The 23,762-nt window shown below is 32.0% G+C and carries 14 protein-coding genes; 11 read left to right on the top strand and 3 right to left on the bottom strand.

Annotated elements, in window-relative coordinates; genetic code table 11:
- The first annotated feature begins 41 nt into the window (after positions 1-41).
- Both sbcD and sbcC read left to right on the top strand, forming a co-directional pair.
- Positions 42-1,172 carry an exonuclease subunit SbcD gene (gene sbcD / locus ISP02_RS07035; RefSeq protein ID WP_195720873.1) on the top strand — a complete coding sequence of 377 codons (1,131 nt, stop codon included), beginning with the start codon at positions 42-44 and terminating at the stop codon, positions 1,170-1,172.
- A complete protein-coding gene (gene sbcC / locus ISP02_RS07030; protein ID WP_195720872.1) occupies positions 1,173-4,202 on the top strand; it encodes an exonuclease subunit SbcC in 3,030 nt (1,009 codons plus the stop codon).
- Between the two features lie 495 nt (positions 4,203-4,697).
- Here sbcC and mscL read toward each other — a convergent pair whose 3' ends face one another.
- Positions 4,698-5,051, bottom strand: coding sequence for a large conductance mechanosensitive channel protein MscL (mscL, locus tag ISP02_RS07025; protein ID WP_195720871.1), 354 nt, complete (start codon positions 5,049-5,051; stop codon positions 4,698-4,700).
- 228 nt (positions 5,052-5,279) lie between these two features.
- Here mscL and ISP02_RS07020 point away from each other — a divergent pair, with 228 nt between their 5' ends.
- From ISP02_RS07020 to menI, 3 genes are all read left to right on the top strand, one after another.
- Complete coding sequence (locus tag ISP02_RS07020) at positions 5,280-6,917, top strand: glycine betaine uptake BCCT transporter (RefSeq protein ID WP_208455778.1); 1,638 nt, start codon at positions 5,280-5,282, stop codon at positions 6,915-6,917.
- A 248-nt stretch (positions 6,918-7,165) separates the two neighbouring features.
- Positions 7,166-9,868, top strand: a complete 2,703-nt coding sequence (acnA, locus tag ISP02_RS07015; RefSeq protein ID WP_195720870.1) for an aconitate hydratase AcnA — start codon at positions 7,166-7,168, stop codon at positions 9,866-9,868.
- A gap of 102 nt (positions 9,869-9,970) precedes the next feature.
- On the top strand, positions 9,971-10,429 hold the full coding sequence (gene menI / locus ISP02_RS07010; RefSeq protein WP_195720869.1) for a 1,4-dihydroxy-2-naphthoyl-CoA hydrolase MenI: 459 nt from the start codon (positions 9,971-9,973) through the stop codon (positions 10,427-10,429).
- 54 nt (positions 10,430-10,483) lie between these two features.
- Here the strand turns inward: menI and ISP02_RS07005 are convergent, their stop codons facing one another.
- Together ISP02_RS07005 and plsY are read right to left on the bottom strand one after the other, a co-directional pair.
- Positions 10,484-10,780, bottom strand: coding sequence for a HesB/YadR/YfhF family protein (locus ISP02_RS07005; protein ID WP_195720868.1), 297 nt, complete (start codon positions 10,778-10,780; stop codon positions 10,484-10,486).
- 332 nt (positions 10,781-11,112) lie between these two features.
- The gene (gene plsY / locus ISP02_RS07000; protein WP_195720867.1) at positions 11,113-11,721 is read right to left on the bottom strand and encodes a glycerol-3-phosphate 1-O-acyltransferase PlsY; all 609 of its coding nucleotides are present in this window, start codon (positions 11,719-11,721) and stop codon (positions 11,113-11,115) included.
- A gap of 201 nt (positions 11,722-11,922) precedes the next feature.
- On the opposite strand from plsY, the gene parE reads away from it, so the two are divergent.
- The 6 genes from parE (at position 11,923) to mprF (ending at position 23,526) form a co-directional block, all read left to right on the top strand.
- Positions 11,923-13,917 carry a DNA topoisomerase IV subunit B gene (gene parE / locus ISP02_RS06995; RefSeq protein WP_195721843.1) on the top strand — a complete coding sequence of 665 codons (1,995 nt, stop codon included), beginning with the start codon at positions 11,923-11,925 and terminating at the stop codon, positions 13,915-13,917.
- Positions 13,914-16,316, top strand: coding sequence for a DNA topoisomerase IV subunit A (parC, locus tag ISP02_RS06990; protein ID WP_195720866.1), 2,403 nt, complete (start codon positions 13,914-13,916; stop codon positions 16,314-16,316). Before parE ends, parC begins: the two co-directional genes overlap by 4 nt.
- Positions 16,317-16,540: 224 nt before the next feature.
- On the top strand, positions 16,541-18,001 hold the full coding sequence (locus ISP02_RS06985; RefSeq protein WP_195720865.1) for an alanine/glycine:cation symporter family protein: 1,461 nt from the start codon (positions 16,541-16,543) through the stop codon (positions 17,999-18,001).
- A 139-nt stretch (positions 18,002-18,140) separates the two neighbouring features.
- The gene (locus ISP02_RS06980; protein WP_195720864.1) at positions 18,141-18,983 is read left to right on the top strand and encodes a PRD domain-containing protein; all 843 of its coding nucleotides are present in this window, start codon (positions 18,141-18,143) and stop codon (positions 18,981-18,983) included.
- Positions 18,984-19,179: 196 nt separating this feature from the next.
- On the top strand, positions 19,180-20,412 hold the full coding sequence (locus ISP02_RS06975) for an AI-2E family transporter (protein ID WP_195720863.1): 1,233 nt from the start codon (positions 19,180-19,182) through the stop codon (positions 20,410-20,412).
- A 564-nt stretch (positions 20,413-20,976) separates the two neighbouring features.
- Complete coding sequence (gene mprF / locus ISP02_RS06970) at positions 20,977-23,526, top strand: bifunctional lysylphosphatidylglycerol flippase/synthetase MprF (RefSeq protein ID WP_195720862.1); 2,550 nt, start codon at positions 20,977-20,979, stop codon at positions 23,524-23,526.
- Positions 23,527-23,762 lie beyond the last annotated feature (236 nt).

The following is a 23,762-nucleotide window of genomic DNA, read 5'->3' as shown; positions in this document are numbered from 1 at the left end:
ATAAAACACGGAACGTGCGTTCTGTTATATGAGGTGAAATTATGAAAATTATACATACTGCAGATTGGCATTTAGGACGCATGCTAAACGGAAAATCTTTACTTAAAGATCAAGCGTATATATTAGAACAATTTGTAACTGCAATGAAAGAAGAGCAACCTGACGTAATTGTATTAGCAGGCGATGTTTATGATACAAGCTATCCTAGTAAAGAGGCTATTCAATTACTAGAACGCACAATTGACACTTTGAACTTGTCGCTAAACATTTCGTTAATTATCACAAGCGGGAACCATGACGGCAAAGAACGATTAAATTATGGTGCTAGATGGTTTGAGAAATCTAATATTTATATCCGTACTCAATTGAATGATATGACATCTCCTATAACAATTAAGGATGTTAATTTTTATACATTACCTTTTGCAACGATTAGTGAAGTGCAACAATTCTTCCAACAAGATAAAATCGAAACTCATCAACAAGCAATTGATTTATGTATGAAACATATGTCACAACATATGAATCATTACGCTAGAAATTTATTAATAGGACATATGACCGTGCAGGGGGGGAAACGATCTGATTCCGAAAGACCACTGACAATTGGAACGGTTGAATCAGTTGATAGAAAGTCATTTGAAGACTTTAAACACGTAATGTTAGGTCATCTACATCATCCATTTAGTATAGACTCTGATTATATAAGTTATAGCGGTTCCTTGTTGCAATATTCTTTTTCTGAAGTATCACAACCTAAAGGATATCGTAGAGTGATAGTAGAAAATGAAGATATCAAAGATACTTTTGTACCTTTAGAACCCAAACGTGTGTTGGAAATTGTAGAAGGAAATTATGAAGACGCTATTCAAGAAAAGCTAAATATTAAAAGTAAAGATAATTATTTACATTTCAAACTTAAAAATATGTCACATGTAACAGACCCGATGATGCATTTAAAACAAATATATCCGAATACATTGGCACTCACTAATATATCTTTCGAATTTGAAAATGCTTATTTAGAAAAGTATGAAGCAATCGAACAGCTTGATGATAAAACAATTATCAATAATTTTTATGAAGATATTACTAGTACTGAATTAACAGCTACTCAAAAAAGTAAAATAACTACGATACTTAATACTTTGACAGAAGAGAGTGATAAATAGATGCGACCAATTGCATTAAACCTTAAGAACTTTGGTCCTTTTTTAGACGAACAAATTGATTTTACCAGAGTTGAAAACAATGAATTATTTTTAATAAGCGGCAAAACAGGTTCTGGCAAGACAATGATTTTTGATGCGATTGTATACGCATTATTTGGGGAGTCGTCAACAAAAGATCGTAAAGAAGGTGATTTAAGAAGTCACTTTGCTGAAAATCAGCAGCCTATGTCAGTCGTGTTTGAATTTAGATTGGGCAATGAGCAATTTTATGTAGAAAGAAAGGGAGCCTACTTTAAAGAGGGTAATACATCCAAAACAAATGGTAGTTTAGATGTTTTTGAATTCACAAATGGTAAATATGAATTAAGAGAGAGTAAAATTAATGCGGGTAACCAATTATTAAAGTCATTGTTAGGTGTTAATGCTGAACAATTTCGCCAATTATTTATATTACCACAAGGCGAATTTAAAAGATTTTTATTATCAAATAGTAAAGATAAACAAGAAATATTAAGAACTTTATTCGATAGTGAGAGGTTCGAAGAAATACAAAAAATATTAGCTGAAGATGTTAAAGAAATTAGAGTCAATATTGAAAAAAATTTTACGCAGTTAGAAAATTATTGGCAAGATTTAAATAGTTACGAAGATAGTCATTTAAAAGAGATAAAAGATATGAATGTAAGGCAAACCGACATGATTGTTAATGTTTTGCCTGTATTTGAACAAATTGGCGAGGAATTACAATATAAATTACAAGAAAAGCAACAAGTTAGTGCGACTCAAGTTAAAAATACACAAGTACAGGTAGAAAAAAATGAACAATTACAAGAAAATCTTAAAAAATTAAAAGAACAACGCAATAAATTAAAAGAATTAAATCAACAAGATGCGCATATCAATCAATTACGTGGCACGTTAAATGAAATTAATGAAGTTAAAACGTTAGCAACTTTAATAGATTCACAAAAATCACTATTAACAAAACAACATAAAAATAACGCTAAAATTACTCAAGTAAAATCTAATAAAGACGATTTAACAACAAAAATTGATGAGCTAAAAGAGCAACTAGCGAATGAACTAGATTCCAAAGAGATGATTGATGAAGCAAGAAAATTTGTCGATGAAACGGCTTTATTTTATCAACAACTTAATAAATACGAACAAGCATATAACGAGTATCAAGAATTGCTAGAGACTCTTGAAAAATATAACGCAAAATTAGATGAAGAACTTACTAAAAAAAATGAAATAAAACAAAAATTATCTGATGATAAACCTAATTATGATAATTTAGAAGCTATAGATAACCAAATTCACAAATTGGAAAACAAAGTAAACGACAATAAAGTTAAACAACAAAATAAAAACAAATATGACAACATAATAACTAAAATCACTTCTAAAAAAGAAGAATTAGAAGTGACAAATAAACAATTAGCAAATTTAAATTCTGAACATGACCCTATCAGTAAAAAACAATTACAATTAAATAATATGGAAGAGATGATTGCACAAATACAATCAGCGTTAGCTATTGGCGATACATGCCCGATTTGTGGTCATAAAGTCGATAGTTTGCAACAACATGTTAATTTAGATACTTTAACTAAGCACCAACAAAAGTTAACTAAGTTCGAAGAGCAATTACAATATTATAAAACGCAAAAAGTGCAAATTGAAACAGTGTTAGAACAACTTGATGAACAACTAAACAGTTTTAGTGAGGAAGATATACATGTGGAAAACGTTGCTCAAATTGAAGCTCAGTTAATCGAACAACAACAATCTAGAAAAGAAATAAAAGCTCAGATTGATTATATTAATAAACTAAATGAGCAATATCAAAAATTAGTAGATTGTGTGCATAAGTTAGAAATTGAGATCAAGTCCCATCAAGTTTCAATTAAACAAAATGAAATATTAATGAATGATTTCGAGTCTGCAACGCTATATAACAATACTGCTAATTTTCAAAATGATTTTGAAGCAAAAAATAACAATATAAAAGCATTTGATAAGCAAATAGAATCTATTGAAAAAAAAATTGACGCTAATAATAATCAATATTCTATCGAAGAAAATAGTTATCAATATTTAATTGAACAGGCAAATGATTTAAACAGTGAATTTAAAGAAGTAGAAGCAAAAATAAAGAATGAAATGTCACGTATCGGCTTTAATGATATGAAACAAGTAGAACAAGCAATAGCAAAAGTAGATGCTAAGCCAGAAATTGAAAATCAAATACAACATCATGATAAAAGTAAGCAAGCAGTAGAAACGTTGATAAAGGAATTAGAATCAATGACCCGTGATAAAGCGTTAATTGATCTTGAAATGCTGAAAAATCAACTAAAACAGCAACAACATGAGTTGGACAAAGTAACGTCAGAGGTTAATCAACATAGTTATAAAGTTAAAATGAATAAACAAAAAATAGCTGATATCACAGCGATTATTCATACTTTGAATAACGAATTGAAAACACAACAAGAAGTTTTCCAATTAGCTGAAATAGTTTCAGGTAAAAACCCTCAGAAATTAACACTGGAAAATTTTGTGCTTATTTACTATTTGGAACGTATACTGGGTCAAGCTAATCAACGTTTATCTATGATGACCGGTCAACGTTACCAATTAAAAAGAAGAACTCAAGTTTCGAAGGGGTATAGTGGATTAGAAATAGATGTTTATGATGCGTATGCTAATCAAGCGCGTCATATAACTTCATTGTCTGGAGGAGAATCATTCCAAGCATCATTAGCTCTAGCGTTAGGGTTAAGTGAGGTTGTACAACAAGAAGCAGGTGGCATAGTGCTCGAATCTATGTTTATAGATGAAGGTTTTGGAACGTTAGATCAAGAAACATTAGAAACTGCTTTAGATACCTTACTTAGTTTAAAATCATCAGGAAGAATGGTCGGTATTATTTCGCATGTCAGTGAATTGAAGCAACGTATACCGCTCATATTAGAAGTGAAGACGGATCAATATCAAAGTCATACAAATTTTAAACAACAGTAAATTTGATATTAGTGATGAATAACAATTTAATCATCAGAATATAATAGGCTTGTACATAAATATTTCTAACTAAAAAAACGTCAATTGCTATCGAAATAACATGGTAATTGACGTTCTCATTGTATGAAATTTTGCAACTTACCGTAAATTTAGTTATTAGAGTTTATTAAATCATACGAAATGTCTTGTTTTTAGTAACAAACGATGATAATTGTTTGAAAACTTAAATTTTTTAGAGGTTGTGTTACGTCTGTGTCAGCAGATATAAGCTATGTCTGTAACAGGTGAGACAATCAAATTAGTATAATATAAATGGTGATAAGCGTGAGGTTACAAGATGGGGATCGCAACTAGGAAAGCAAGATATATCATATGTAGTATTGATATAAAACAACCCTTAAATGATTTCAAATCAGAAATCATTTAAGGGTTGTTTATTTGGGATTTATATCCCAAATTATCTTTTCTAGAAATTTTCACTCAAATTTTAATGTATTAATTTTTCTCACGTAAAAGATCTCTGATTTCAGTAAGTAATACAGTGTTTTCTTCAAGTTCTTCTTCTTCTTCTTTTTTCATTAATGTATTAGCTATTTTAACGAATACGAATAATGCAAACGCGATAATTAAGAAGTCGATAATTGATTGAATAAACATACCATATTGAATACCCATGAATGACCAACTTTTAGCAAAGTCAACAGTACCAAAGATTAAACCAATTAGTGGCATGATAATATATGTAACTAACGCAGTGATTATTTTGTTAAAAGCTGCGCCCATAACTACTGCAACTGCTAAGTCAAGTACGTTACCTTTTAAAGCGAACTCTTTAAATTCTCTAAACATAAATTTTTACCTCACTTTTAATTATTTTTTATGAATTATATTGTATTATAAATTATTCGATAATACAATATAATTTCAGTATATAATATAACTAAGTACAATTAAATGCTATTTTAAGCTAATTTGATAATTAATTTTACTTTTGATATTCTTAGATATGGCGCTTCATTTATTTTATTATGAAGATTTATACTTTAATACAATTTAATTAGAAGGGAGTTAATAATTATGAAGTCTTCTGAACAATTTAGTAGTGGTAATAAACGTTCTCCCGTCTTTATTTATAGTGCTATTATAGTCGCAATAGTAGTACTTATCGGCGCAATTTTCCCGGCGCAATTTGGGAATGTAACCAATACTATCAAACTTTGGATTACAGATAAGCTAGGCTGGTATTATCTGATTTTAACAACAGTCATAGTCTTCTTCTGTATTTTCTTAATCTTTAGTCCAATTGGGAAATTAAAATTGGGGAAACCAAATGATAAACCTGAGTTTAATTCAATCTCATGGTTTGCAATGTTATTTAGTGCCGGTATGGGTATTGGATTGGTATTCTACGGTGCAGCAGAACCTATGGCTGACTTTGCGGCCCCGCCATCTGCTAATCCAGAAACTAAGGCTGCATACACTGAAGCTTTACGTTCAACTTTCTTCCACTGGGGCTTCCATGCATGGGCTATTTATGGTGTGGTTGCGCTAGCATTGGCTTACGCACAGTTTAGAAAAGGTGAGCCTGGGTTGATTTCTAGAACATTACGTCCATTATTAGGAGATAAAGTAGAAGGTCCTATTGGTACAGTCATCGACGTTCTAGCAGTATTTGCTACTGTTGTTGGTGTTGCCGTGTCATTAGGTATGGGTGCTCTACAAATTAATGGTGGTCTTAATTACTTATTTGGTGTACCAAATAATGTTTGGGTCCAAGCAATAATCATTGTTGTTGTAACGATTTTATTTATCATAAGTGCATGGTCAGGAATTAGTAAAGGTATTCAGTATCTTAGTAACTTAAATATTAGTTTAGGCTTAATATTAATGGTTATAGTTCTTATTCTTGGTCCAACGGTATTAATTCTAAATATGATGACAAGTTCAGTAGGTAACTTGCTTAATTCATTCTTACTTAATACTTTTGATACTGCTGCACAAAACCCACAAAAACGTGAATGGATGTCTCAATGGACACTTTACTATTGGGGTTGGTGGCTAAGCTGGAGTCCATTCGTTGGTATCTTCATCGCTCGTGTATCAAAAGGACGTTCAATCCGTGAATTTATCGGTGGTGTATTATTAGTACCTGCTATCGTTAGTTTCGTTTGGTTCAGTGTTTTCGGTGTACTTGGTATTGAAACTGGTAAAAAACATCCAGAGTTATTCAAAATGTCAGCTGAAACGCAATTATTTGGTGTATTCAACCATTTACCAATAGGTATCGTATTATCTATTATTGCGTTAATACTTATTGCTTCATTCTTTATCACTTCAGCCGATTCAGCAACATTTGTCTTAGGTATGCAAACCTCATACGGCTCATTAGAACCGTCAAATGTTGTGAAAGTAACTTGGGGTGTAGCGCAATCACTTATTGCATTTGTCTTATTATTTGCTGGTGGAGGCAATGGTGCAGAAGCACTTAACGCAATACAAAGTGCCGCCATTATAAGTGCATTACCGTTCTCATTCGTGGTTATAATGATGATGATTTCGTTCTATAAAGATGCAAATAATGAACGAAAATTCTTAGGCTTAACTTTAACGCCTAACAAACATAGAATGAGAGATTACGTAGAACTACAAAGCGAAGAATACGAAGATGATATTATCGAACGTAGAGAAGCTTATAGAAATTCTGAACAACAATAAAAATTAGACTGGGAATAGTATTATTCCCAGTTTTTTTATATCCAAAATGAAATGATAATGATTATCAATTAATAAAGATAACTTATTGCACTTTGGTACTGTGATAAGAAATACTTATGACTGCTTATTGAAAAATCAAATCTAATTTTGCCAGGATTATGCATATATGTAGTTGTTTTAACTGTTATATAATAATACAATTTAATTAACGGCATATTATATATATAAATATATCAGGGGGGATTAATATGGCTTCTAATCTTAAGTTACAATCGAAAAAATCGTTTGATCTTAATGGTAAATCATATACTTACTATGATTTAAATTCTTTAGAAGAAGAAGGATTAACTAAAATTTCAAAACTACCTTACTCTATTCGTGTTTTACTTGAATCAGTGTTAAGACAAGAGGATGGTTTTGTCATTACAGATGATCACATTAAAAGTTTAGCAAATTATGTAAATGGTTCAGATGGAGAGGTTCCGTTCAAACCATCACGTGTAATTCTACAAGACTTCACAGGTGTACCTGCAGTTGTAGATTTAGCATCTTTACGTAAAGCAATGAACGATGTTGGTGGAGATTTAAATAAAATCAACCCAGAAGTTCCTGTTGACTTGGTAATTGACCACTCAGTACAAGTTGATAGTTATGCAAATCCAGATGCTTTACAACGTAACATGAAATTAGAATTTGAACGTAACTATGAACGTTACCAATTCTTAAACTGGGCAACTAAAGCATTTAATAACTACAGTGCGGTACCACCAGCAACAGGTATCGTTCACCAAGTAAACTTAGAGTATTTGGCAAACGTTGTACATGTTCGTGACGTAGACGGTGAAGACGTAGCTTTTCCAGATACTTTAGTTGGTACTGACTCTCACACTACAATGATTAACGGTTTAGGCGTTCTTGGTTGGGGTGTTGGTGGTATCGAAGCTGAAGCTGGAATGCTTGGTCAACCTTCATACTTCCCAGTACCAGAAGTAATTGGTGTACGCTTAACAAACGCTTTACCGCAAGGGTCTACTGCCACTGACCTAGCTTTACGTGTGACACAAGAGCTACGTAAAAAAGGCGTAGTTGGTAAATTCGTTGAATTCTTTGGTCCAGGTGTACAACACTTACCATTAGCAGACCGTGCAACGATTGCAAACATGGCTCCTGAATATGGTGCCACTTGTGGTTTCTTCCCAGTTGATGACGAATCGTTAAAATACATGAAACTAACTGGACGTTCTGATGATCACATTGATTTAGTTAAAAAATATTTACAAGAAAATAGTATGTTCTTTGACGTCGAAAAAGAAGAACCAGAATATACAGATGTAGTTGAATTGGATTTATCAACTGTTGAAGCATCATTATCTGGACCTAAACGTCCTCAAGACTTAATTTTCTTAAGTGATATGAAAACTGAATTTGAAAAATCAGTTACTGCACCAGCAGGTAACCAAGGTCACGGCCTAGATAAGAGCGAATTTGATAAAGAAACAACTATAGAATTTAAAGATGGTTCAACTTCTAAAATGACTACAGGTGACTTAGCCATCGCAGCAATCACATCTTGTACAAATACATCTAACCCATACGTTATGCTGGGAGCTGGTTTAGTAGCTAAAAAAGCTATCGAAAAAGGCTTAAAAGTTCCTGAATACGTTAAGACTTCACTGGCTCCAGGTTCAAAAGTTGTTACTGGTTACTTACGTGACTCAGGTTTACAAGAATATCTTGATGACCTTGGCTTTAACCTTGTTGGTTATGGTTGTACAACTTGTATTGGTAACTCTGGTCCATTATTAGAAGAAATCGAAAAAGCTATTGCTAAAGAAGATTTATTAGTAACTTCAGTACTTTCAGGTAACCGTAACTTTGAAGGTCGTATTCATCCTTTAGTTAAGGCTAACTATTTAGCATCTCCTCAATTAGTTGTGGCATATGCTTTAGCGGGCACTGTTGATATCGACTTACAAAATGAACCGTTAGGTAAAGGTAAAGATGGAGAAGATGTATATTTAGAAGAAATCTGGCCATCTATTAAAGAAGTTGCTGATACAGTAGATAGCGTCGTAACACCTGAATTATTCAAAGAAGAATATGAAACAGTTTATAACAATAATGAAATGTGGAATGAAATTGATGTAACCGATCAACCATTATATGATTTCGATCCAAATTCAACTTATATTCAAAATCCTTCATTCTTCCAAAAATTATCAAAAGAACCTGAAGATATTAAGCCATTAAACAGCTTACGTGTAATGGGTAAATTTGGCGATTCTGTTACAACTGACCATATTTCTCCAGCTGGTGCCATCGGAAAAGATACACCTGCAGGACAATATTTATTAAATCACGATGTGCCAATTCGTGAATTTAATTCATATGGTTCACGACGTGGGAACCATGAAGTAATGGTACGTGGTACATTTGCTAATATCCGTATTAAAAACCAATTGGCACCAGGCACTGAAGGTGGATTTACTACTTATTGGCCAACAGGTGAACAAATGCCAATCTTTGACGCTGCTATGAAATATAAAGAAGCCGGTATTGGTTTAGCTGTATTAGCAGGCAATGATTATGGTATGGGTTCATCTCGTGACTGGGCAGCCAAAGGTACAAATCTATTAGGCGTTAAAACGGTTATCGCTCAAAGTTATGAACGTATTCATCGTTCAAATTTAGTAATGATGGGTGTCTTACCATTGCAATTCCAAGAAGGCGAATCAGCTGATAGTTTAGGTATTGATGGTACAGAAGCAATCTCAGTAGACATTAACGAAAATGTTCAACCACATGATTTAGTTGATGTAAAAGCTGAAAAAGAAAACGGCGATGTTATCGAATTTAAAGCACTCGCACGTTTTGACTCAAAAGTTGAAATTGATTACTACCGTAACGGCGGTATCTTACAACTTGTATTAAGAAATAAATTAGCTGAATAATTTATTGATATAACAAGTAGGCTATGTGAGTTAATATGCTCACATAGCCTTTTTTGTTATGATATGATTTGGTTAAGGATTTTTTGAAAAGAGGTCGGCTTAATGATTTATACAATTACAGAAATAGAATCAAGATACCAAGAAACAGATCAAATGGGCTTTATTTATCACGGTAACTATCCTACATGGTTTGAGGTGGCTCGTACGGACTATATAACAAAACTAGGTTTTAGTTATAAGGATATGGAAGACAGTGGCATTATTTCACCTGTCACAGACTTAAATATTAACTATATTAAATCTATTACTTATCCCGAAAAGGTAAGAATCAAAACGTGGGTAGATAAGTATTCGCCGCTTAGATCACTATATTGTTACGAAATATACAATGAAGCAGGGGAATTGGCTACTACGGGTTCAACTACATTAACATGCATTAAAAAAGCAAATTTTAAACCTATACGTTTAGATAAAGCTTTTCCTGAATGGCATGCAACATACAAAGAAGTAGCTAATAAAAACAAAGCTGGTGACACGCAGGAAATACGCGATGGACTATAATATAAATAAAAAACGTTATTAGTTATAATGAACTAATAACGTTTTTATTAACAATTATTTAATTTTGTAATTTATTTCTTCTGAGTCTTCATCTACATCTATATATATATCATCATCTTCAAAATACCATAAATCTTTTTCAGAGATGACGACATCTAACTCATCAAAATTATTTTCGTACCCAATCTCAATTTCATCTTTTCTGTCAACACTAAAAGCTGGGCTAAACCCTTGCTTGAGCTGTATTTCGCCACCATAGCGCACATAAAAGTGTAAGACTTTATTTTCCTCTGGTAAATCTAGTTCGTCTTTGAACCATTTTACCGCTCTATCTGAAAGTTCTATTTCCATAATAAAAGTCTCCTCTCATTTTGTAAGTCAATATCTGCAAGGTGAATTTACAATTTAAACTTAATACTGTAATTATATTACCCATTTATAAATGGGCTAATGTCAGTATAGCATATTCTTTTTGGCATTTTTATAATACACGCCTTTAAATATTTCGCCTTTTGCATAATCGATAAACTCATTTAAATATAACTAAATCGTTAAATTTTTACAAAACAAAAACGCTATCTAAAAGTCCTTTAGATAACGTTTTTGTAGTAGCCACGTTGGATACATGTCTACCTCATTTTTAAACACTGACTGCCAGCTAAGAAATAGTTTGTTGACTTAGTCTACATCCATTTGATTTTAGGTTCTTCGCCTTTAAAAATTCTTACTATATTTGTTCTATGTCTAAAAATAAGTAATACACCTATACATGCACTTACTACTAATAGAATATAATCTCGAATAAGTAAAGCCCCTATAATACAACAAATTGATGCAATAATACTTGATAATGATACATACTTTGTTAAATATAAAATTGCGAAGAATATAACGGCCAATATTAATAATAAAACAGGATTCACACCAAATACCACTCCAGCACTTGTAGCTACAGCTTTACCACCTTTAAAACCTAAATAAACTGGATAAACATGTCCTAAAATCGCAAATAAACCAACAATTAAACCATTTGTGAAAAATGTGCTAATTGGTCCATCGGCATGGACAGGTAACCATAGCGGGAAGAATACTACTATAAAACCCTTAAATATATCTAAGAATGTAACTAAAGCACCAGCAGGTTTGCCTAATACTCTAAAACTATTCGTTGCACCAGTGTTTCCGCTTCCAAATTGTCTAATATCTTTTTTGAAAAATAACTTTCCGATCACATAGCCACTTGGAAATGCACCAATGAGGTAACTTAGAATTAACATAATTACTATCATCATATACATTTACACATCCTTTAATGACGTTACATTTATTTTATCACATGACCTATAATTACACGAATAAAAATTAAAAGATATGCATGATTTGTTACTGATTTATCACTTTGATGCTTGCATTTTAAGTAAATTTATATAAGAATAACTATTGTATAGTTTTAAAAACGAACGTACGTTTGTAGGAGGGCGAATCGATTGGCAATGAATAAGCAAAATAATTACTCGGATGATTCTATCCAAGTACTGGAAGGACTCGAAGCCGTTAGGAAGAGACCTGGTATGTATATTGGTTCTACCGATAAACGCGGATTACATCATTTAGTGTATGAAGTTGTCGATAACTCCGTCGATGAAGTATTGAATGGTCATGGGAATGAAATTTCAGTTACCATTAATAAAGATGAGAGTATTACAATAGAGGATAATGGTCGTGGTATGCCCACTGGTATACACGCTTCTGGAAAACCGACAGTAGAAGTTATTTTCACTGTTTTACACGCAGGCGGTAAATTTGGTCAAGGTGGATACAAAACGTCTGGAGGTTTGCACGGGGTTGGTGCGTCTGTAGTTAATGCATTAAGTGAGTGGTTAAATGTTGAAATATATAGAGATGGCGTGATTTATCAACAAGATTTTAAAGATGGTGGTAAGCCTGCAAGTGGATTAGTAAAAAAAGGTAAAACTAAGAAGACAGGAACTAAAGTTACCTTCAAGCCAGATGTAGAAATTTTTAAGTCGGCAACATCATTTAACTTTGATGAGTTAAGTGAAAGACTTCAAGAATCAGCCTTTTTATTAAAAAATTTAAAAATCATACTGACTGATAATAGACAAGGTAAAGAACGTGAAGAAGTATATCAATATGAAGAAGGTATTAAAGAATTTGTTTCTTATGTTAATGAAGGCAAAGAAATACTTCATGATGTTGCTACATTTATGGGTGAAGCCAACAACATAGAAGTAGAAGTCGCTTTTCAATATAATGATCAATACTCAGAAAGCATTTTAAGCTTTGTTAACAACGTGCGAACTAAAGATGGAGGTACGCATGAAGTTGGTTTCAAAACTGCAATGACTCGAGTATTTAATGATTATGCACGCAGAATTAATGAATTAAAAGCAAAAGACAAGAACCTAGATGGAAATGATATACGTGAAGGTTTAACAGCTATAATTTCTATTCGCATACCTGAAGAATTGCTACAATTTGAAGGACAAACTAAATCAAAATTAGGTACTCCTGAAGCTAGAAGTGCCGTTGATTCTGTAGTTGCAGATAAACTACCATATTATTTAGAAGAAAAAGGGCAACTTTCTAAATCTCTTGTTAAGAAAGCTCTCAAAGCGCAACAAGCACGAGAAGCAGCTAGAAAAGCTAGAGAAGATGCACGTTCTGGTAAGAAAAACAAACGTAAAGATACTTTGCTTTCTGGTAAATTGACGCCAGCGCAAAGTAAAAATACAGAAAAGAAAGAGCTTTACTTGGTTGAGGGTGACTCAGCTGGAGGTTCAGCTAAACTTGGTAGAGATCGCAAATATCAAGCAATCCTGCCTCTAAGAGGTAAAGTAATTAATACTGAAAAAGCACGCTTAGAAGATATATTTAAAAATGAAGAAATTAATACGATTATCCATACAATCGGTGCAGGTGTAGGTAATGAATTCAAATTAGAAGATAGTAATTATAATCGCATCATTATAATGACAGATGCCGATACCGATGGGGCTCATATTCAAGTATTATTATTGACTTTCTTCTTTAAATACATGAAGCCATTAGTTCAAGCTGGACGCGTCTTTATTGCTTTACCACCACTATATAAATTAGAAAAGGGTAAAGGCAAGTCGAAAAAAGTCGAATATGCTTGGACTGATGATGAGTTAGTACAATTACAAAAGCAATTAGGGAAAGGCTTTACTTTACAAAGATATAAAGGTTTAGGTGAAATGAACCCTGATCAATTATGGGAAACGACGATGAATCCAGAATCAAGAACACTCATTCGTGTTCAAGTAGATGACGAAATCAGATCATCTAAACGGGTAACGACATTAATGGGTGATAAAGTTGCACCTAGACGCGAATGGATTGAAAGCCACGTGGAGTTTGGCTTACAAGAAGATCAAAGTATTTTGGACAATAATGAAATACAAATTTTGGAACATGACGATCAAGAAGAGGAGGAAATAAATTGAGTGAGGTAATTCAAGACTTATCACTTGAAGACGTAATAGGCGACCGATTTGGTCGTTATAGTAAATATATTATTCAAGAACGTGCATTACCTGACGTTAGAGATGGTCTAAAACCCGTGCAACGTCGTATTTTATATGCTATGTATTCAAGTGGTAATACTTATGACAGAAATTTCCGTAAAAGTGCCAAAACAGTCGGAGATGTTATTGGTCAATACCATCCTCATGGTGATTCCTCGGTATATGATGCTATGGTACGTTTAAGTCAAGATTGGAAATTACGGCATGTACTAATTGAAATGCATGGTAACAATGGCAGTATTGATAACGATCCGGCAGCAGCGATGCGTTATACAGAGGCTAAATTAAGCCAAATTTCTGAAGAACTACTTAGGGATATTAATAAAGAGACTGTGCCATTCATGCCTAACTATGACGATACTACAACTGAACCAATGGTCTTACCAGGTAGGTTACCTAATTTATTAATTAATGGTAGTACCGGTATATCTTCTGGTTATGCTACGGACATACCACCACATAACTTAGGTGAAGTTATTCAAGCGACACTAAAATACATTGATGATCCTGATATAACAGTTAATCGCTTAATGAAATACGTAAAAGGACCTGATTTCCCAACTGGCGGCATTATTCAAGGTGTTGACGGTATTAAAAAAGCATATGAATCAGGGAAAGGCAAAATTATCGTCCGTTCTAAAGTTAGTACTGAAGAGCTTAGGAATGGACGCAAAGAGTTAGCAGTCACTGAAATACCATATGAAGTGAATAAAAGTAGTTTAGTTAAAAAAATTGATGAATTACGTGCTGATAAAAAAGTAGACGGTATATTAGAAGTTCGAGATGAAACTGACCGTACTGGTCTGCGTATTGCAATCGAATTAAAAAAAGACGTCAATAGTGAAGCAGTGCTTAATTATTTATATAAAAACACAGACTTACAAATTTCATATAGCTTCAATATGGTTGCGATAAGCGAAGGTCGACCAAAACTAATGGGTATTCGCGAAATTATAGACAGTTATTTAAACCATCAAATCGATGTAGTGACTAAAAGAACACAATACGACTTGAGGCATGCAGAAAGTAGAATGCATATTGTTGAAGGTTTGATGAAAGCTTTATCAATTTTGGATGAAGTCATTAAACTCATTAGAAATTCTAAAAATAAAAAAGACGCCAAAGAAAATCTTGTAGCAGAATATGATTTTACAGAGGCTCAGGCTGAAGCTATCGTAATGTTACAATTATATCGGTTAACAAACACAGATATTGTTCAATTACAAGATGAACATGATGAGCTTAAAGCTGCAATTGAACAGTTGCGCTATATTTTAGATAATCACGATGCACTACTTGAAGTGATTAAAAAGGAATTAACAGAAATACGTAAGAAATTTAAAACTGATCGTCTATCAGTTATAGAAGCTGAAATCTCTGAAATTAAAATTGATAAAGAAGTTATGGTACCTAGCGAAACAGTTATGTTGAGCGTGACACGACATGGCTATATTAAACGTACATCACTTCGAAGTTTTAATGCTAGTGGTATTAATGAGATTGGTGTTAAAGATGGCGACAGTATATTAAAATATATTGAGACGAATACACTTGATACAGCACTTGTATTTACAAATAAGGGAAGATATTTATTTATACCAGTACACAAGTTATCTGATATTAAGTGGAAAGATTTAGGTCAACACGTGTCTCAAATCGTACCACTTGATGATGATGAATTTGTTATAGACGTCAATTGTGAGCAAGCATTCCCAGATAATGCATATTACATTACTGCCACTAAAAATGGCATGATTAAGAAAAGTAATGTTTCATTATTCAAAACATCTAGATATAACAAACCACTTGTTGCTATGAAGCTTAAAAATGATGACGAAGTAATTAATGTTATGCGTGTTGAAGAAGAGCAAATGATTACTGTATTAACACATAAAGGAATGTCACTAACATATTCCTCAGAAGAATTATCAGACACTGGATTAAGAGCTGCAGGTGTAAAATCAATTAATCTTAAAGATGAAGATTTTGTAGTTTTAACGCAAACGGTAAATAAAGATAATACGATATTAATGGCCACACAACGTGGTGCTTTAAAACGTATTAATTATAAGGTTTTACAACATGCTAAAAGAGCGCAAAGAGGAATTACATTATTGAAAGAGTTGAAAAAGGCACCACATCGTATAGTTTCAGCACAGGTTACGGGTGCCGAAGATACTATTTATAAAGTCTATTCTAATGCTCACGAGGAGCAAGGTTATATTAAAGATATTCATTTAACAGAGCAATATACTAATGGTTCGTTTATCGTAGATGTAAATGAATTTGGTGAACTCACTCAATTAATTGTTGAATAGATAAAAAAATTATAGTAATAACACTAATATAATGATAAAATATATTTATTGTAGATATTTAAATGTAAGCAACATAAATTAGAGGTTTATAGTGATATGCAACAAAATGCAATCAACAGTGTTTTAACGAATTACTGTTGATTGAATATATTTTGTGAATGCTCATTATAAATCTCTATATACATATTTATAAGGTGATTATTTACTAAGGAGGATTTAATACTTTGAGTGATTTTGATAGTTTAATTCCGGGTTGGTTTAAAGTTGTTATCGAGACCGGAAATGATTTAATTTGGTCACAATACTTAATTGGTTTATTAATTACAGTTGGAATTTATTTTACAATTGGTTCGAAATTCGTTCAATTACGATGGATACCTGAAATGTTTCGTGCAATTGGTGAAAAACCTGAAACACTAGACAATGGTGAAAAAGGAATATCACCATTCCAAGCATTCGCAATCAGTGCTGGTTCACGTGTAGGTACAGGTAATATCGCAGGTGTTGCTACCGCGATTGTACTTGGTGGGCCAGGAGCAGTATTCTGGATGTGGTTAATTGCGTTTATTGGTGCTGCAAGTGCATTTATAGAGGCAACATTAGCACAAATTTATAAAGTTCCAGATGAAGACGGTGGTTTCCGTGGTGGACCAGCTTATTACATAACTAAGGGTTTAAATCAAAGATGGTTAGGTATCGTCTTTGCTATTTTAATTACAGTAACTTTTGCTTTTGTATTTAATACAGTTCAATCTAATACAATTGCCGAATCTTTAAATACACAATATAATGTTAATCCTGTTGTCACTGGTTTAATATTAGCAGTATTTACAGCCATTATTATTTTCGGTGGTGTACGTAGTATCGCTCGTATTTCTTCTGTTATAGTTCCTGTAATGGCAATCATTTATATTGGTTTAGTCTTAGTCATTTTAGTGATGAATTATGACCAAATTATCCCAATGCTTGTTACAATCGTAAAAAGTGCTTTCGGTGCACAACAAGTAACTGGTGGCGCAGTCGGTGCTGCTATTTTACAAGGTGTTAAGCGTGGTTTATTCTCTAACGAAGCAGGTATGGGTTCTGCACCTAATGCTGCCGCAACTGCTGCCGCGCCTCACCCTGTAAAACAAGGACTTATTCAATCATTAGGTGTGTTCTTCGATACAATGCTAGTGTGTACATCTACTGCGATTATGATCTTATTATATAGTGGCTTGAAATTTGGAGATAGCGCACCACAAGGCGTTCAAGTTACACAATCTGCATTGAATGAACATTTAGGAAGTGCAGGTGGTATTTTCCTAACTGTAGCTATTACCCTATTTGCTTATTCTTCAGTTATCGGCAATTACTATTATGGTCAATCGAATATTGAATTTTTATCAAAAAATAAAGTGATTTTATTTATTTTCAGATGTTTAGTTGTTGTATTAGTATTTCTCGGTGCCGTTGTCAAAACGCAAACAGTATGGAATACAGCTGATCTATTTATGGGTCTAATGGCTATCGTCAACTTAATTTCTATTATTGGTTTATCGAACATTGCTTTTGCAGTAATGAGAGATTACCAACGTCAAAGACAAGCTGGTAAGAAACCAATATTCAAGCCTGAACAATTAGAAATCAATCTATTTGGCATTGAAAGCTGGGGCATGAATAAGAAAAAGAATTCATTATATTAGAACATATTAACTACAGGATAGATATTAGTGTCTATCTTGTAGTTTTTTATTTTTAAAATGTTATTTAGCACTATTTTAATCTTTTCTTTTAATGTTATTCCATATATAATCTTATTGATATTAAAGAAAGGTGAATACAATGGACCATTACCTTATAAAAAAAGCTTTAAACAACAATGTAATTATTTGTAACATCGAAGACCAAGAAGTGATTTTAATCGGTAAAGGTATAGGTTTTAATAAAAAGCCAGGCATGCATGTTAAGCAGCATCAATCAATCGAAAAAATATATAAACTTGTTCAACAATCACATTTGAGTCATTATAAAGCACTTGTCTCTATGACTGATGATTATACTTTGCAGGCTATTATTGAAGCAGTGAATATTATTACTGATTCCAAATTAATTATCGATGACGAAAAATTGGTTGTCAGTTTAACAGATCATATTATTTTTGCGTATAAAAGAATTCAGCAACAACAATACATTACTAATCCGTTTATTTTAGAAATAAAGCATCTATATAATGCGGCATACATTATTGCTGAAAGAGTTATAAAAAGGCTTAATGATGCTTTGAATATTACATTTCCAGAGGATGAGATTGGTTTTATTGCATTACACATTGCATCAAATACAGAAATGTTATCATTAAGTGAAATGACATTAATAAATAAATTAATTAGTAAAGCGACATATATTATTGAGCATGATTTGCAGTTTAATATAGATAAACAATCAATTAATTATCAACGTTTTATTAGACATATAGAATTTTTAATAAGACGTATTCAGCTTAACGAAAGAGAGCGTTGCTCACATGCAGTCGATGAATTACTAAAATCTCAGTATTCCTTATGTTATAACATTGCTCTAAAAGTAATGAAAATGATGCAACAAGAGTTAAATAAAAAAATTTGGGAGAGTGAAATTGTATTTTTAACGCTACATATTTATCACTTTATGAATCATCATAAATAAGAGCCTTATTAAGACATATAATGTATACTAAAGCCTAATAATAAATATGACCAATTTTATTGGATCGAAATATGTTTAGTGTTTCTATCATGTGTTAATATTTATATTAGTATTTAAAGGGTATAACATTATTTATATAACTAGATTTAAAGTCGTATACAAACGACATCAATACAAGTAAGGTATGGTGAATTTTATGTCAAATGAAGAAAAAGTAAATAATAAAAGTAAACCCAAAAGTAAACTGAACTTAAACTTTACTGAAACACGTTTCATGAAGTTTTTAGGTGGTAAAGATTTGATTTTTGGCTTAAGTATGTTGATTTTAATTGGTATAGTTATATTTATATTTGACCAAGTATCTTACATATTCAAACCATTTATAATCGTATTTAATACGATTATTGCACCAATTATTGTGTCTTTAATTTTATTTTATTTGTTTAATCCCATTGTGAATTTGATGGAACGTTACAATATTCCGCGTGTATGGGGAGTCTCAATATTATTCTTAGTTATTATAGGTATTATTGCATTAGTGGTTAACTTACTAATACCTTTAATAGGAGTTCAGGTGAAAAGTTTTGGAAATAACTTCCCGCATTACGTTAGTAAAGTGAATCAATTTTTCGATAGTGTGACGAAATATTCAATTGTCGCCGATTATCATAATCAGATTCAAAGTCATTTAACATCTTTATCTAAAAAGATTCCAAATATGATTTCTGATTATACGAACGGCTTTAGTTCGAAAATTAAAAACTTTGCCGAAACATTAGTTAATGTCGGAGTAGTAATTGTAACGACACCTTTCGTGTTATTTTTTATGTTAAAAGACGGGCACCGTTTTAAAGAATTTTCAACAAATATTATACCGCCAAAATTCAGAAAAGATTATCATGATTTATTAGAAAAAATGAGTGTTCAAGTTGGTTCTTATATTCAAGGTCAAATTATCGTCTCATTCTGTATCGGGGTATTATTATTTATTGGCTATTCAATTATTGGTCTCGATTATAGTTTAGTATTGGCGAGTATTGCAGCTGTAACGAGCGTGGTACCGTATTTAGGGCCAACGATTGCTATTTCGCCGGCTATTATCATTGCTTTAATAACGTCCCCAATTATGCTGTTAAAACTGATTATCGTATGGACCGCAGTGCAGTTTATCGAAGGTCATTTCATCTCACCAAATATTATGGGAAAAACATTAAAAATTCATCCGCTTACAATTATCTTTATATTATTAAGTGCAGGTAATTTACTTGGTGTGGTTGGTGTTATTTTAGGTATTCCTGGTTACGCAATATTAAAAGTCCTTGTATCACATATTTACTTCTTATTTAAACGTCGTTATAACAAATATTATAGTGAAGATGCTGGCGAATATGAGTTTAAAGACGACGAAAAAGAATATATTAGAGAGTAAATCTTTAATAGTAAATAACTCTAGAGTATGAATTCCAAATTAAAAGCCCTTAACTGGTTTCTAAATTGAAACCAGTTAAGGGCTACTTTTATGTCAATGCTTCACATTCTATGGCTTGCTTTCCTAATGATATGACGGCTATTTTGGGTATCACTTGAATGTTGGTTCGAGAAATAAAGTTAAACATGAACTTGAATTTGTCTTAATGGCATTAAATATAAGAAAATTAGTAGTTCCAGCCGTGCCAAAATGTTATACAAACCAAGAGGGCGTGAATTACTGTATGGATTTCATAGCGATTGACATTTGTTTTTGAGTCAGAGGTATATATGAGTCATAATCTTTTAAAATCAAAGTTAATTGTTTGTCGACTTCATTATATTGGTATGTATACATTATTAAGCGTATTAATTGATTAGCCTGCAGAGAAGATATTAGTGAATAATTATACCAAGTTGTGCGTATAACAATTTTGTTATAATTCAGTTTTATATACACACAACTATGATTATATGCTATATTTTTAATAAATTATAAGTAATACTTAAGGACTGAAATATAATTATGACTAAAGAGCTAAGAAGTAAGCTTTTCACGACACTTAAAGTAATTTTCGCTGTATTGTTGCTTATTGTAGTCGTTATCAATTTGCATAAAGAACTAGCTAATATAGATTTCAAACAAACTTTTATAGCGTTTAGTAAAATCGATCGTTTTTGGTTAGTTCTTTTATTTTTAAGTGGTGGTGCATCAATGATTATTTTATCTATCTATGATGTTATTTTAAATAAATCACTTAAAACATCGATGTCTATTTGGAAAATGATGCGTATTGGTTACATTATTAATGCATTTAATGCCGTTATTGGTTTTGGTGGTTTCATCGGTGCAACTGTACGTTATTTAGTGTATAAAAATTATACAACTGAGAAAAAAGTATTAGTACAAACTATTTCGGTCGTATTAATCTCCATGTTAACGGGATTGAGTTTGTTATCGATTTTCGTTGTTTTTCATATTTTTAATGTCCAACATCTTTTTGATTCCTTCGCTTGGGTTAAATGGGCGCTCTATGTCGTAGCATTATTTTTACCTATCTTTATTGTTTTTACGATGATTAAACCTGTACAGTCCAAGCAAAAGTTATTAGGTGTATATTGTACATTAGTGTCTAGTCTTGAATGGTTTGCTGCTGCCTCTGTGTTATACTTGGCACTCATCATTGTGAATGTACATGTCCCGTTCCATATTTTTATGGGAGTATTTATTATTGCTGCAATTTCAGGTTTGGTTAGTTTTATTCCCGGTGGGTTTGGTGCATTTGATCTAGTTATTATCTTAGGCTTCAAATCATTAAATATAGGAGAAGAAAAGATTGTCTTAGCGTTATTATTATATCGTTTTGCTTACTATTTCTTCCCATTACTGATTGCATTAATTTTATCTATCTTTGAGTTTAAAACAACGGCTAAACGTTACTTTGAAGATTCTAAGATTTTTGTGCCAATGCAAGACTTTAGTTCTTTATTTAAATCATATCAAAAGGATTTCCTATCACGTATACCATCTTTTGCAATAGCAATTTTGTTATTTTTCACAAGTATATTATTCTTCTTAAATAATATAACTATTATTTATGATGGTTTATATGCTTCTAATCATTACGTGTATTACATTATTGTTTCTGTTCATACTTGTGCATGTTTATTGCTGTTTTTAAATGTGATAGGTGTCTATAGTTTGTCTAAAAGAGCAATTCTATTTGCAATTATTTCATTATTGTTAATTGTACTGATCACTATATATACGTATGCGTCATTCATATTACTAACTTGGTTAGCCGTAATGTTCTTGTTACTTGTTGTTTTTTATAAGCGTTCCAAAATTTTAAAGAGAAAGTTTAGTTACTTGAAATTATTTTATATTATTTTAGTAAGTTGTGGTGTATTGTTTATTAATCATTTAGTGATTTATCAAACATTACATAAGCTAGATGTTTATAAATTAGAAGTAGATACTTCTATTTTAAGATACTATTTTTGGATTACCATTCTAGTCATAGCAGTTATCGTTGGGGGTATAGTTTGGTACTTTGAACATAAAATTAAACTTAAAGAAAACTATCAATATTTACCTGTATGTGAAAGTATTGTTGAAACTTACGGTGGAAATTATCTAAGTCATTTAATGTATAGTGGAGACAAACAATTTTTTGTAAACGATAGTCAACAGGCGTTTATAATGTATAGAACGATTAATAATGCTTATGTTGTTTTAGGTGACCCTATTGGGAATGAAAAAGCATTTAATGATTTACTTATTGATTTTTATAGTAACGCTCATTATATTGGCTATGATATTATTTTCTATCAAGTTTCAGAAAGATATTTATCGTTGTATCATAATTTTGGTAATCAATTTTTCAAATTGGGTGAAGAAGCGCTTATCGATTTAGAGACTTTTACTGTCGCTGGGAAAAAGAGACGTGGGTTACGTGCAACTTTGAATAAGTTAAGTGACTTAAATATGACTTTCGAGATGCTGTATCCACCGTTTAATAGTACGTTGCTAAACGCATTAAAAGAGATTAGTGATAACTGGTTAGATGGACGTCAAGAAATGCACTTTTCGCTAGGTTCTTTCAATGAAGACTATTTAAGCAAAGCACCTATTGGTATTATTAGAGATGAAAAGCAGCAACCTATAGCATTTTGTAGTGTAATGCCAACTTATTATAATGATACTATTTCAGTGGATTTAATTCGTTGGAATCCACAAGTGGAATTGCCATTGATGGATGCATTATATTTACACATGTTGTTATGGTCCAAGGAACAAGGATATAAACGTTTTAATATAGGAATGGCAACTTTATCAAATGTAGGCCAGGTACCATTCTCTTACGCCGGAGAACGTGTTGCAGGTCGAGTATTTGAACATTTTAATGGCTTGTATCGTTTCCAAGGTCTACGTCGTTATAAAGAAAAATTTAAACCGGAATGGGAAGCGAGATTTTTAGTGTATCGTAAACATCGTTCTTTATGGTTGAGTATGTTAAAAGTAATGAAAGTAATTCGTAAAAAACCCAAGATAAAAAATGATTATGAGATATAAATTAAAAAAACCAATCGATGCGTTTATATTCTAAACGTGTTGATTGGCTTTTTTAATTGTGCTGGGTTCATTTTTCTAAGAAAATGCTTCAACTTGTAGTCTTCGTCTCGTCTTGTTCACTTAGGGAACTCGTTTTAAATGCGCATCATTAATTCCATTTCATTATTATTTTATTTTGAATCTTTGCTGCGTTCACAGCATCATTTATATTTTGTGTTGCAATGTTTTTTCAAAAC

Origin of the sequence: Staphylococcus durrellii (assembly GCF_015594545.1) — a bacterium.
In the GTDB taxonomy this organism is placed as follows: Bacteria; Bacillota; Bacilli; order Staphylococcales; family Staphylococcaceae; genus Staphylococcus; species Staphylococcus durrellii.
The sequence above is the reverse complement of the archived record's forward strand: the minus strand, read 5'-3'. Positions and strand labels throughout refer to the sequence as shown.